This is a genomic window from Boseongicola aestuarii (assembly GCF_900184815.1).
Classification (GTDB): domain Bacteria; phylum Pseudomonadota; class Alphaproteobacteria; order Rhodobacterales; family Rhodobacteraceae; genus Boseongicola; species Boseongicola aestuarii.
The window spans coordinates 17,695-29,897 of the sequence record NZ_FXXQ01000003.1; the positions used below are offsets into that span (position 1 = coordinate 17,695).

At 55.5% G+C, this 12,203-nt stretch carries 12 protein-coding genes; 10 read left to right on the plus strand and 2 right to left on the minus strand.

The annotated features are described in order from the left end of the window. Nucleotides 1-9: 9 nt before the first annotated feature. Both fliK and BOA8489_RS05865 read left to right on the plus strand, forming a co-directional pair. Nucleotides 10-1,728 (plus strand): flagellar hook-length control protein FliK, encoded by a 1,719-nt coding sequence (gene fliK / locus BOA8489_RS20710; RefSeq protein WP_245813682.1) that lies wholly within the window; start codon nt 10-12, stop codon nt 1,726-1,728. 15 nt (nt 1,729-1,743) lie between these two features. Continuing rightward, entirely contained in the window at nt 1,744-2,430 is a 687-nt protein-coding gene (locus tag BOA8489_RS05865) for a flagellar hook capping FlgD N-terminal domain-containing protein (protein ID WP_093973087.1), read from the plus strand. On the opposite strand, the gene ubiB is transcribed toward BOA8489_RS05865, so the two are convergent. After that, nucleotides 2,427-3,956, minus strand: coding sequence for a 2-polyprenylphenol 6-hydroxylase (gene ubiB / locus BOA8489_RS05870; protein WP_093973088.1), 1,530 nt, complete (start codon nt 3,954-3,956; stop codon nt 2,427-2,429). The two genes, BOA8489_RS05865 and ubiB, sit on opposite strands and share 4 nt — an antisense overlap. Beyond that, the gene (ubiE, locus tag BOA8489_RS05875; protein ID WP_093973334.1) at nt 3,957-4,712 is read right to left on the minus strand and encodes a bifunctional demethylmenaquinone methyltransferase/2-methoxy-6-polyprenyl-1,4-benzoquinol methylase UbiE; all 756 of its coding nucleotides are present in this window, start codon (nt 4,710-4,712) and stop codon (nt 3,957-3,959) included. It abuts the gene before it with no gap. Nucleotides 4,713-4,920: 208 nt separating this feature from the next. Here ubiE and mutM point away from each other — a divergent pair, with 208 nt between their 5' ends. From mutM to BOA8489_RS05915, 8 genes are all read left to right on the plus strand, one after another. Continuing rightward, on the plus strand, nt 4,921-5,772 hold the full coding sequence (gene mutM / locus BOA8489_RS05880; RefSeq protein ID WP_093973089.1) for a bifunctional DNA-formamidopyrimidine glycosylase/DNA-(apurinic or apyrimidinic site) lyase: 852 nt from the start codon (nt 4,921-4,923) through the stop codon (nt 5,770-5,772). 63 nt (nt 5,773-5,835) lie between these two features. Further along, a complete protein-coding gene (locus BOA8489_RS05885) occupies nt 5,836-6,612 on the plus strand; it encodes an enoyl-CoA hydratase (RefSeq protein WP_093973090.1) in 777 nt (258 codons plus the stop codon). 164 nt (nt 6,613-6,776) lie between these two features. After that, a complete protein-coding gene (rpsT, locus tag BOA8489_RS05890) occupies nt 6,777-7,040 on the plus strand; it encodes a 30S ribosomal protein S20 (RefSeq protein ID WP_093973091.1) in 264 nt (87 codons plus the stop codon). 211 nt (nt 7,041-7,251) lie between these two features. Next, nucleotides 7,252-7,701, plus strand: a complete 450-nt coding sequence (locus BOA8489_RS05895; protein ID WP_093973092.1) for a rhodanese-like domain-containing protein — start codon at nt 7,252-7,254, stop codon at nt 7,699-7,701. 30 nt (nt 7,702-7,731) lie between these two features. After that, the gene (gene dnaA / locus BOA8489_RS05900) at nt 7,732-9,081 is read left to right on the plus strand and encodes a chromosomal replication initiator protein DnaA (RefSeq protein WP_093973093.1); all 1,350 of its coding nucleotides are present in this window, start codon (nt 7,732-7,734) and stop codon (nt 9,079-9,081) included. A 180-nt stretch (nt 9,082-9,261) separates the two neighbouring features. Further along, a complete protein-coding gene (dnaN, locus tag BOA8489_RS05905) occupies nt 9,262-10,380 on the plus strand; it encodes a DNA polymerase III subunit beta (RefSeq protein WP_093973094.1) in 1,119 nt (372 codons plus the stop codon). 63 nt (nt 10,381-10,443) lie between these two features. Next, on the plus strand, nt 10,444-11,544 hold the full coding sequence (recF, locus tag BOA8489_RS05910) for a DNA replication/repair protein RecF (RefSeq protein ID WP_093973095.1): 1,101 nt from the start codon (nt 10,444-10,446) through the stop codon (nt 11,542-11,544). Then, nucleotides 11,541-12,161, plus strand: a complete 621-nt coding sequence (locus BOA8489_RS05915; RefSeq protein ID WP_093973096.1) for a LysE family translocator — start codon at nt 11,541-11,543, stop codon at nt 12,159-12,161. The genes recF and BOA8489_RS05915 overlap by 4 nt, the downstream gene beginning before the upstream one ends. Nucleotides 12,162-12,203: the final 42 nt, after the last annotated feature.

The following is a 12,203-nucleotide window of genomic DNA, read 5'->3' on the forward strand; positions in this document are numbered from 1 at the left end:
GTTTCGTCATTGTTTGATGTCGAATTCGATACCGTCTTGGAAATGGCGGGCGAGAGCTTGCTGAGTGGAAACACGGAAGTTCCGCCAGTTGAAATTGGCCGTGGCGGTGGACTAAATTTGAATGGAGAGGACTTACAACTCGCCAACTTCCGGGACAGGGCTGCAGCAGTAGGTGAGATCGATTTTGGACAAAAAGCTGCACCCGTCGGCATTTCGAAAGATCAGCGCCCAGTTTCTGCAATGGTGGCCCCAAACCCATCGCAGGTGCCAGCGCGCAGTGCAGAACTGCAAAGCGTCGGCTCAAATCGAACAGGAGAGAACTTCTCCAATCGAGAGAATTCCAGGCCTCTTGAGATCAACCCCAATACGAAAGTCGACGGGCTCAAGCCACGTACTGCGACCAATGACTCCGTAGAAGGTCCAATACGCGCCGAGGATAACTCTAAGCGACAATCGGTTCCTGAAGGCGCACGATCTGAGGACTCGCCGCAGAAAGGGAATATTGAACCCAATCGCAAGGAAGGGTCTGCTCTCGCAGTTGCTGCGAAACCAGAGGTGCAGGGCAGGATTGAAACAACCGCCGAACCCAAGAGCGAGAAGGCAAAGCCGATCACTCCAGAACTGGTGGCGACAGCAGATAGACCGGCGCAAATCGCTCCGGCTGACGTTGCACCAGAGGCTATGTTCACAGGAGAGAAAATCCAATCGACGCCTCCACCTGCCGAGAAGGCTGCCAGAGACACCCTGATGTCATCTTCGACCACCGAGCAGAGTGGCACTGAGAGAGCGCGCGGATTCAGCTTGCCGGAGACCGGATTGAAACCAAAAAACCGGCTCGTCCAAACGATCGCCGAAAGCGGCCCGGGCATACGGGTTTCGGTACCCGCACCAGGAATTGAGATTAGCTTTCCCAAAGGGACAAAAAACGATGTCGGGGTCTATATTCTCCCCAAGGGAAATGAAAGCGCCTTACCTCTGGCGCAGGTCCGTCAATACGGTGGCGATTCCTCGATTTCTGCCATTGCCCGTCGGTTGCCAGACGTTCCAAACCAGATACGCAGCGAGCCGCAGCAGATCGGAGAAAACGATGTTGGATCGGCAATGCGCGGCGAAAAGCCTTCGGAAGTTGAAGCTCACCCAAAGCAAAGAAACGCAGCACAGACAACGAAGTTGCTCGCGCTGCCTATGGATGTTCCCAGACATACTTTCGTGATCTTCAAAAAAGAGGATCATGGCGAATTCGGATCAATGATCGCGAAACAGGACGCGGACATCGACTTGGGCGCCGCGAAGGTTGGCCGAAGCAGCGGACTTGTGACGATGCAGCCGGAGCCGCCTCGCCCGGTTATACATCAGCTTGTCGACGCTGCGCGGACGACTACTGGCGGCACTATTGAAGTGAAACTTGCTCCAGACGAACTCGGGCGCGTGAAGCTTTCACTTACCCCGAGCGAAGCCGGGTTGTCCGTGACTATTCTTACTGAGCGCCCCGAGACATTGGACCTGATTAGACGGAACATTGAGGCATTCGCGCAGGAACTACGACACCAAGGCCATCAAAGCTTGGCGTTCCAGTTCGGCCAAGAGGGCGGTCAGGGGCGCAATCAGCCAACACCTGAGGATCGTCCTGAAATGAATGACAAAAAAGACCATGAACATGCGTCGTACACCAAGAGCCAGCCCACGGTTCAGCCGATCTTGAATGGACGACTAGACCTAAGGATATGAAGGAGTTCACCTGATATGGAAATTCAGCCGCAGACAGCATCAAACGCATCGAATTCTGCATCGAGAACAGTCACCGATCCTCAGACTCCATCTGGTTCGGCACTTTCGTCCGATTTTGAGACTTTCCTCAAAATGCTGACCACCCAAATGGAAAACCAGGATCCTCTTAATCCAATCGAGTCAGCGGATTTTGCGGTTCAACTTGCGACCTTTTCCGGGGTGGAGCAGCAGGTTCGTACCAACGATCTGCTTGCAGACATGATCGCGGGGAACGGAGCTTCTGGTCTGGGCCAATTGGCCGGCTGGGTCGGAATGGAGGCTCGCGTTACCGGGCATGCGACATTCGCAGGTGCGCCACTTACACTGGCACCAGAGCCAGATCCTGCGTCCGATTCGGCTTTTCTTATTGTGCGCGACGGCAACGGAACGAGGGTATCCAGAGAAGCTCTGCCATTGAACGCCGATACTGTATTGTGGGGTGGCGTCGGCGAAAACGGGACACCATTGGAGAGCGGCACTTACACTTTTGAATTGGAGAGCGTGAATAGCGGCCAGGTGACAAGTACAAAGCCAGTGGAGCATTATGCACTGATCCGGGAAGCCAGACTTGGCGCAGGCGGAGTCGAGATTGTCTTGGCAGGCGGTGCCATTGTCCCGTCAGCTGAGGTCCGTGCATTGAGGTCGCCAGACACACCACTCTAAAGTGCGATACCGACCACCACCCCAATCGCGATCAAAGTGACGCCAGCAACACCAAGCGCACCTGTCTTGGTCCAGGAAAATGAGCTTGGCTCTTCCGGTGGCGTCTGCTGCTTGATCAATGCAGCCTCCACAATGGCGGGCAATCTTGGTCCAAAACGGCTCAGCACCCGGAGGGTGCGGCCCAGGTCGCGGATGAGCGCTTTTGGACCGATGCTTTCAGCGATATAGCTCTCGACGATCGGCCGGGAGACCGTCCAGATGTTAATGTTCGGACTAAGCGAACGGGAGACGCCTTCGACGACAACCATTGTGCGCTGAAGCAGAATGAGCTCGGTCCGCGTTTCCATCCCGAAGCGTTCTGTGACTTCAAATAGATAGCTTAAGAGTCGCCCCATCGATATCCGGCTCGCATCCATGCCGAATATCGGTTCGCCCACCGCACGAAGCGCCCGCGCGAATTCATCAACGTCCTGGTCAGCAGGCACATAGCCCGCCTCGAAATGAACTTCGGCGACGCGGCGGTAGTCCTTCTGGATGAAGCCAAACAGAATTTCCGCGTAAACACGGCGGGTATATTCGTCGATCCGCCCCATGATCCCGAAATCGAGGGCAACTAGGGTGCCGTCGTGTGCAACCTTGAGGTTGCCTTGGTGCATGTCGGCGTGGAAGTAGCCATCCCGCAAGGCGTGCCGCAGGAACATCGTCAAGATGCGTTCGCCCAGAGCATTAGTGTCATGCCCTGCCGCCTTGATGGCAGCGACCTCCCCTGACGGAAATCCGCCCACCCAAGCGAGCGTCATCACCCGTCTTGAGGACAGGAACCACTTCACCTCGGGCACAGAAAAACCCTCATCGTCTGCCGTGTTCGCCGCAAACTCTGCTGCCGAAGCCGTTTCAAGCCGAAGGTCCAGTTCACCCATCACCACGCCTTCAAAGTGCGAGATGACATCCATCGGGCGCAGGCGGCGCGTCGAGGGCGCCAGTGCTTCGATCATACGTGCCGCGAAGTAAAAAGCGTCGATATCTCGGCGAAAAGCACGCTCGATCTTGGGTCGCAAGACTTTGACGGCAACTTCTTCGCCAGTGCTTGCGATCCGCGCCCTGTGGACCTGTGCGATCGATGCGGCAGCTACGGGTTCAGAGAAGTCGCTAAACAGCTCGTCAACGGGATGGTCCAATTCCCGCGCAACGGTCGCCTTGGCGATTTCGGTCGGAAAGGGCGGCAACTTGTCCTGCAAGACGCGGAGTTGCAGCGCCAGTTCGTCGCCAACCACGTCGGGTCTTGTTGAAAGGATCTGGCCAAATTTGATGTATGCGGGTCCAAGCGCCGTCAGAGCGCGCGTCGCTGGTGGCTGATTGGGATCGCCCTTGTAACCAAGCCATTTGAAGGGCCAACCCAGAATCCGCGCTGCAACCCGCAATGACGTTGGAGCGTTGAACGCTTCAAGCACGACACCCATTGCCCCGGTGCGCTCCAGAGTGGCCCCAGTTCGGATCAGGCGCAGGATATTATGCGGTCCGCGCATTTAGATTTTCCAACCCGAATGGAGAGCGGCTATTCCCATCGAAAGATTGCGGTATTTGACCTGCTCGAAACCTGCCGTGGAAATCATGTTCGCAAATTTATCTTGATCCGGGAAATTGCGGATCGATTCCACGAGGTATTGATAGCTATCGCGGTCATTGGCGATCAGTTCTCCCATCCGTGGGATGACATTGAATGAATAGAGATCGTAAAGTTTCTGCATGCCGTCGACAGGCAACTGCGAGAACTCCAGAACCATGAGGCGTCCGCCGGGGCGCAACACACGATAAGCTTCGGTGAGGGCGTCTTCGATGCGTGTTACATTTCGGATGCCAAATGAAATTGTGTAGATATCGAAAGTATTATCTTCGAACGGCAACGCCATCGCGTCCCCGGTAACCCAGTCAAGCTGCGAAGAAAGTTCTTCGGCTTCGGCCCGTTTGCGACCCTCTTTCAGCATTGATTCCGTCAGGTCCAAAACCACTGCTTCGGCCCTTTCTGCGCGTTTGAGGAAGCGGAATGAGATATCGCCTGTGCCTCCTGCCACATCCAACAGTCGCTGGCCTGCCCTTGGTGCCAGCCAGTCCATCAACGCTTCTTTCCAAAGACGGTGGATACCGACTGACATCACGTCGTTCATGACGTCGTATCTTGAGGCCACGTTTGTAAATACACCGTGCACCAACCCGGCCTTTTCATCTTCCCGAACATTGCGGGCGCCGAAGTGGGTTCTCTTTTCGGTGCTGTTTTCTGTCATGATCGTTTGTCCGCTTGCTTCCCACTTCCGATATAGCGTGATGGCGAAAGACACAAACGCGTTGAATAGACGCGGAAGCACTGTGTGGCCGCTCTGTATGTAAAAGTTCTCTCGGTATCTGGTTGTCCTTTGCTTCGTCTTTGGCGAAAAGTCCTTAATCCATCGGCCTATTCGTTGCCGATCCTGAACAGAAAGACGGTCGGGCTTTATGCCGGAGTTGCCTGAAGTTGAAACGGTCAGAAATGGTTTGCTGCCCGTCATGGAAGGGCAGGTGATCCGACATGCGGACGTGCGCAGACCGGATTTGCGCTGGCCTTTCCCCGAGAGGATGTCTGAACGCTTGTCAGGCAAGCGGGTTTCGGCGCTTCGCCGACGCTCCAAATACATCATCTTGGATCTATCCAGCGAGGAGTCACTGATTATTCATCTGGGGATGTCAGGACGCATTCTAATTTCCGAAGCACCCTTGGGTTCCTTTCATCACGCCCAACCTGCGCCGGAAAAGCATGACCATGTGATATTCGAAATGCAAAGCGGTTCGCGGGTCGTTTTCAATGACGCTCGGCGCTTTGGGGCGATGGATTTGATTGCAACCTCAAATCTGGAATCCCACTGGCTGCTGAAAGATATCGGCCCCGAGCCACTTGGGAACGCGTTTAGTGAGTCCTATCTTCAGGACCGTCTGCGCGGACGCAGTATGCCGATGAAGACTGCCCTTCTTGATCAGAAAATCGTAGCGGGCCTTGGAAACATATATGTTTGCGAGGCGCTCAATCGGGCGGGGATTTCGCCTCGTCGGAAGGCCGGAAATGTTTCTCGCGCAGGTATTGCCCGTCTTGTCCCGATCATTCGCGATGTCTTGAACGAGGCGATCTCTGCCGGCGGGTCATCGCTTCGCGACTACAGGCAAACCGATGGGGAGCTTGGTTATTTTCAGCACACTTTCCGCGCATATGATCGGGAGGGCGAACCCTGTCGAACGCCTGACTGCGGCGGGAAAATTCTGCGAATCGTGCAGTCCGGGCGGTCGACCTACTACTGCGGGCATTGCCAAAGATAGCTTGATCCCAAGAAATTGAGTGTTAAGCCTTTTGAACGTCTGAAGTGGCCACAGCGGGGTTCCATGGCTTACAATACGATAATCGTTGAAGTCGAAGATCAAATCGCAACCGTTCGCCTCAACCGGCCGGACGCGCTGAATGCGTTGAACGCTGAGCTTCTTTCCGAGCTTGCACAGGCTGTTGCTGAACTTGAAGCGGATGCCAGGGTCAGATGCACAATTCTTACCGGTTCTGAGAAGTCGTTTGCCGCCGGCGCTGACATTACCGAAATGGCCGACCTGAACTTCGTTGATGTTTTCTCGACTGACTATCTTGCAGCGGACGCCGAGGCGATCATGCGATGCCGTAAGCCGATCATCGCAGCCGTTTCAGGGTATGCTTTGGGCGGTGGCTGCGAGTTGGCGATGATGTGCGACTTCATCCTTGCCTCGGAAACTGCAAAATTCGGACAGCCCGAGATCAATCTGGGGGTTGTCGCAGGTTTGGGAGGCTCGCAGCGTCTGACGCGCTTTGTTGGCAAATCAAAAGCCATGGAAATGCACCTGACGGGCCGTTTCATGGACGCAGAAGAAGCAGAGCGTTCGGGACTGGTCAGTCGCGTCGTCCCCGTAAAGAAGCTTATGGAAGAAGCGCAGGCAGCAGCGCGAAAGATAGCCGAAAAATCGGCGCTTGCGACCATGGTCGTGAAAGAAGCGGTCAATAGAAGTTACGAGACGACACTGCGTGAAGGTTTGCTTTTTGAACGGCGCGCGTTCCATTCCCTGTTCGCGACTGAGGATCAGACCGAAGGCATGACTGCGTTCAAAGAAAAGCGTGAAGCGCAGTTCCGCGATAAGTAGCGCTTTTTCGAGCGAGGGGACTTCCCTTTGCGGTACGAATCCCCTAAATGCCGTTCCACATGCGCGTGAGGCCCGCTTCGGCCAGAAGAATCCGGTTGGTGAAAACCCGGAGTTGGGCTCTTGCGCAGATATTTTGTTTCAGGCCCGACGAAAGGGAAATCACCATGGCGAATTCGCCCCAGTCCAAAAAACGCGCACGTCAGAATGAGCGCCGTTTTGCTGTGAATAAAGCGCGTCGTTCGCGCATCCGCACACACCTCCGCAAAGTTGAAGAAGCAATTGCGTCCGGCGACAAGGATGCGGCGACCGCCGCTCTTCGTGTTGCACAGCCCGAGTTGATGCGTGGCGTCACTAAAGGCGTTTACCACAAAAATACAGCAGCACGGAAAATGTCGCGACTTTCTTCACGGGTCAAAGCCCTTAGCTGAACCCCTGCAAAAATTTTTTTAACGCGTCCATTTTGGGCGCGTTTTCTGTTAACTGATTGACCTGATAAGAATCTCTCCTGGACATTTTTGTCACCGGCCCGAGATTCGCTTTGGCAATAAATGAGTCAAGCGCAAAGGTCTATTGCGGGAGCCCTCAACAGCAGCCTAATTTGCTCATGCGATTCACATCGTCCTTGGGGGGACATGGTCAATGAGCGGGGCATCTGGTCCACCCGTCGGAGAGGTATCTCCTGGCGAGGCATGGCGGATTTTGGAGGAGAATTCCTCTGCTATGCTGATTGACGTCAGAACTCGCGCCGAATGGGGATTTGTCGGCGTTCCTGATCTTTCGGAAGTCGGTCAATCGGCGGTATTCGTCGAATGGGCCAGCTTTCCGAACATGTCTGCTAACCCGCAGTTCGTGGCTGAGGTGATGGAAGCAATCGGGGATAATACTCCGAACATGCTTCTGTTCATTTGTCGGTCCGGTGCGCGTTCCTTTCGGGCTGCCACGACAATCGCCGAGCATTTCAAGCGAGTTGAAGTGCAGGCGCAATGTCTGAACGTAGCTGAAGGCTTTGAGGGCGATCTGGATCCACAGGGACACCGGGGCGGCCACAATGGATGGAAGGCCCGGGGGCTGGCTTGGCGCCAGTCTTAAAAGAAACGCGAGCACCACGGGTCGTAAAAAATGACAGAAGAAACTTGGGGTAACATCCGCAACGAACTGCTGAAGTCCGTCGGCAAGAATAACTATAGCAACTGGATTGAACCTCTCGAATTCTTCGAACTTGAAGATGGTGTTGCGACGTTTTTGGTTCCGACCCAATTCATGGGGAACTGGGTTTCCCGCAATTTCGGCGAGCAAATTCTTCGAGAACTGTCGAACGCTGGCGAGAGCGTTTCACGGGTGGCTTTTTCGGTTCCCCAGCGCCCGCTTGCGACGAAGCCGAAAGCTGTGACCAAGCCTGCTTTGCCCGAAGTAAACGACAGTCGCGATCTGCCCGGCGCGCCTCTGGATGCACGTTTTACCTTTGACAGCTTTGTCGTGGGCAAGCCGAATGAACTTGCCCATGCAGCCGCGCGCCGTGTTGCGGAAGGTGGCCCTGTTACTTTCAATCCATTGTTTCTTTATGGCGGGGTGGGTCTGGGCAAGACTCACCTGATGCACTCGATTGCGTGGGAGCTTCAGCGACGTGAAAAAGGGTTGCGTATCGTATATCTGTCTGCCGAACAGTTTATGTATCGCTTCGTGCAAGCGCTTCGCGATAAGGACATGATCGCGTTCAAGCAGCTCTTCCGATCTGTGGACGTCTTGATGATTGATGACGTCCAGTTCATTGCCGGGAAGGATGCGACGCAGGAAGAATTCTTTCATACTTTCAACGCTCTGGTAGATCAGGGAAAGCAGATTATCGTGTCCTCGGATCGTGCGCCCACGGAGATCACAGGAATCGAGGATCGTATCGTCAGCCGCCTACAGTCTGGTCTGGTCGTCGATTTGCATCCGACAAACTACGAATTGCGCCTTGGGATACTTCAGCAAAAAGTCGAAAAGTATTCCGAACAGTTCCCAAATCTTGAAATTGCTGACGGCGTGCTCGAATTCCTGGCTCACCGCATTTCAACAAATGTCCGCGTGCTTGAAGGCGCGATGATGCGCCTCTTCGCCTTTGGGTCGTTGGTCGGGCGTGAGGTGACTCTGGAGTTGGCGCAGGATTGCCTCTCCGACATCTTGCGGCACTCGGATCGGAAGATCACGGTTGAAGAGATTCAGCGCAAAGTAAGCGATCATTACAACATCCGCCTGAGTGATTTGATAGGACCAAAGCGGGTGCGCACCTTTGCACGCCCCCGTCAGGTGGCCATGTATCTTGCAAAGACGATGACGAGCAGGTCCTTGCCAGAAATCGGTCGTAGGTTTGGTGGACGCGATCACACCACGATCATGCATGGCGTTCGCAAGATTGAAGAGCTGAAGCAACAGGATAGCCAAATAGCGGATGACTTGGAGCTTTTGCGCAGATCGCTTGAAGCCTGATCGCGAAGGGCACGCTGTTCCCGCCGCCCGCGGGGCAGCTCCCCTAAGATATTTCTTCGAAAAAGAAGTAGATGTTTGCCTTGACCCTTGCGCGACAAGGCAAGAAAGTCTCGTAAATTCCATTGCGTAGGCCGGAAAAACCGATAGGTTAACCGTCCGGCATCTTTGGGGAGCGTGGACATGAAACTTTCGATCGAGCGCAGCGCTTTGCTGAAAGCTGTCGGTCAGGCCCAATCGGTCGTCGAGCGGCGCAATACAATCCCGATCCTGGCGAATGTGCTTATCGAAGCAGAGGGCGATCAGGCCAGTTTTCGCGCGACCGACCTTGATATCGAGGTAGTCGATGAAGCCCCGGCAAAGGTTGAGCGCGCTGGCGCGACCACTGTTAACGCGGTGACGCTTCATGAGATCGTGCGCAAATTGCCGGATGGTTCGCTGGTGACGCTGACCGACGATGGTGCGTCTGGTCGGATGACGGTTGAGGCAGGTCGCTCGAACTTCTCACTGGCTACGCTTCCTCGGGAGGATTTCCCGGTCATGGCAACGTCAGAATACGAGGCAAATTTCGTCTGCTCGGCGCCGGTTCTGCGGCGCTTGTTCGACAAGTCGAAGTTTGCGATTTCGACGGAGGAAACGCGGTACTATCTCAACGGTGTCTACATGCACATCGCCGACGCCAACGGCGGACAGGTTTTGCGCTGCGTGGCAACGGATGGCCACAGGCTTGCACGAATAGATGCCGATATGCCGGCGGGCGCCGAAGGGCTGCCGGGGGTGATTGTGCCGCGGAAGACCGTTGGCGAATTGCGCAAGTTGCTGGACGATGATGACGCGGAAATCGCGGTTTCTGTGAGTGAGACGAAGATACGTTTTGCGGCGCCGGGAATCACTTTGACTTCAAAGGTGATCGACGGAACATTCCCCGATTACACACGCGTTATTCCATCCGGAAACACGAGGCGTCTGGAAGTGGATGCTGCCGAGTTCGCCAAAGCAGTCGACCGCGTAGCGACGGTGTCGTCTGAGCGGTCGCGTGCCGTGAAGCTGTCACTTGACGAGGATCGACTGGTATTGTCGGTTAACGCGCCCGACAGCGGGGCAGCCGAGGAAGAGCTGGCGGTTGCTTACGGTGACGATGCGCTTGAGATCGGTTTCAACGCGAAATACCTGCTTGAAATTGCAAGCCAGGTTGATCGCGAGAATGCGGTTTTTCTTTTCAATTCGTCGGGTGATCCAACGCTGATGCGGGAAGGTAACGATGAAACCGCTGTTTACGTCGTGATGCCGATGCGTGTCTAGACACGCACCAATTCGGCGAATGCCCCAAGCAGGACATTCTCTGCTGAGCAAGAGAGCGAAGTAATGTGCGCTTGCTTTGTGAAATCGCTGTCGCTGTCGCATTTTCGCTCGCACAGGTTGACCCGGCTCAAGCTTGATAGCCGTCCTGTCGTATTCCACGGCGCGAATGGAGCTGGGAAAACCAATATTCTGGAGGCTGTTTCGCTGCTTTCGCCGGGGCGTGGTTTGAGGCGAGCGGGTGTCGAGGAATTTGGCCGTCGGCCCGAGAGCCTCGGCTGGAAAATCAAAGCCGACATTGATGTAAGCGGGCGCGCCCATGAACTGGAGACCACGGCCGAGCCAGGGCAGGCAAGAACTGTGCGTGTTGATGGCAAGTCTCGCCCGCAAATAGCGCTCGGACGCATTGTTCGGATTGTATGGCTTGTTCCGGCCATGGATCGGATCTGGCTGGAGGGAGCCGAAGGGCGCCGTCGATTTCTGGATCGAATGACGATGAGCTTCATGCCTGAGCACGCAGAGGCGGTCTTGGCCTATGACAAAGCGATGCGCGAGCGTAATCGATTGTTGAAAGATATGGTGCGTGACGCTCATTGGTATCAGGTCCTTGAACGTCAAATGGGCGACTCTGGCGCGGCAATCATGTCAAACCGCAACGCGACATTGGAACGTTTGGCGAAGGCACAAACGGGTGCTGAGACTGCGTTCCCAGCTGCGGACCTCTCGATTGAGCATCCAAACGGGGTATTGCTTACGAGTGCTGGTCATCTGACTGATCTCCTGGAGTCAGGACGTCAGGCGGACCTGAGAGCGGGACGTACTCTCATTGGACCGCATCGCGTGGACATGCGCGGAGTGTTCACTCAGAAAGGCGTGCCGGCGGAGCAGTGTTCTACAGGCGAGCAGAAAGCGTTGCTGATTTCGCTGGTCCTTGCCAACGCCAGGTCCCTGGCAGAGGACACAGGAGCGGCTCCGTTGATCCTGCTTGATGAAGTTGCCGCACATCTGGATTCCATAAGGAGGCGGGCGCTTTATGATGAAATTTGCGGACTTGGAGCGCAGGCATGGATGACGGGCACGGGGGCCGAATTGTTCACTGATCTGGGCGACCGCGCCCAGGTTTTTAAAGTCGTGGAAGGGCAGGCAGGCTCTGAGGTGCGCCAGTGACGATTTCGCTCTCTGACGCGGCCCTTTATGCAGGTGCGTTGCTCATACTGTTTCTTACACCGGGTCCGGTTTGGGTGGCCTTATTGGCCCGCGCAATGTCCGGAGGCTTTAGGGCTGCTTGGCCGCTTGCCGTGGGAGTGGTCGTCGGGGACGTCATTTGGCCCTTAGTCGCGATATTAGGCGTGGCCTGGATCGTTTCCATCTTCGAAGGCTTCATGTTGGTGCTGAAGTGGGTCGCTTGCCTGACTTTTCTGACGATGGGATACCTGTTGATCCGTAGCGCAGGGAGCGCCATCGCAAAGGACAGCCGTCTGACGCGTCCGGGAATGTGGGCCGGCTTTCTTGCGGGTGTGGCTGTGATCCTCGGGAACCCGAAGGCCGTCTTGTTCTACATGGGTGTTCTGCCCGGGTTCTTCGATTTGACCCGGCTCACAGGTACGGACATTGCGGTGATATGCGGCCTGTCGTTTGCGGTGCCCTTGATCGGTAACCTGATCTTGGCAGGATTTATCGATCGTGCGCGACGGGTGTTGACCTCGCCCAAGGCCCTCAAACGGCTGAATCTTGTATCCGGCGCGCTGTTGGTCTTGGTCGGTTTGGTGATCCCTTTCACATAAGGCTTTCGGCTTTGGGCCTGCGGTGTTCGTTTGCGGCCTGTG

Coding starts and splice junctions, on each gene's coding strand:
- BOA8489_RS05865 (WP_093973087.1), top strand. CDS start 1,744: ATGGAAATTCAGCCGCAGACAGCATCAAACGCATCGAATTCTGCATCG.
- ubiB (WP_093973088.1), bottom strand. CDS start 3,956: ATGCGCGGACCGCATAATATCCTGCGCCTGATCCGAACTGGGGCCACT.
- ubiE (WP_093973334.1), bottom strand. CDS start 4,712: ATGACAGAAAACAGCACCGAAAAGAGAACCCACTTCGGCGCCCGCAAT.
- mutM (WP_093973089.1), top strand. CDS start 4,921: ATGCCGGAGTTGCCTGAAGTTGAAACGGTCAGAAATGGTTTGCTGCCC.
- BOA8489_RS05885 (WP_093973090.1), top strand. CDS start 5,836: ATGGCTTACAATACGATAATCGTTGAAGTCGAAGATCAAATCGCAACC.
- rpsT (WP_093973091.1), top strand. CDS start 6,777: ATGGCGAATTCGCCCCAGTCCAAAAAACGCGCACGTCAGAATGAGCGC.
- BOA8489_RS05895 (WP_093973092.1), top strand. CDS start 7,252: ATGAGCGGGGCATCTGGTCCACCCGTCGGAGAGGTATCTCCTGGCGAG.
- dnaA (WP_093973093.1), top strand. CDS start 7,732: ATGACAGAAGAAACTTGGGGTAACATCCGCAACGAACTGCTGAAGTCC.
- dnaN (WP_093973094.1), top strand. CDS start 9,262: ATGAAACTTTCGATCGAGCGCAGCGCTTTGCTGAAAGCTGTCGGTCAG.
- recF (WP_093973095.1), top strand. CDS start 10,444: ATGTGCGCTTGCTTTGTGAAATCGCTGTCGCTGTCGCATTTTCGCTCG.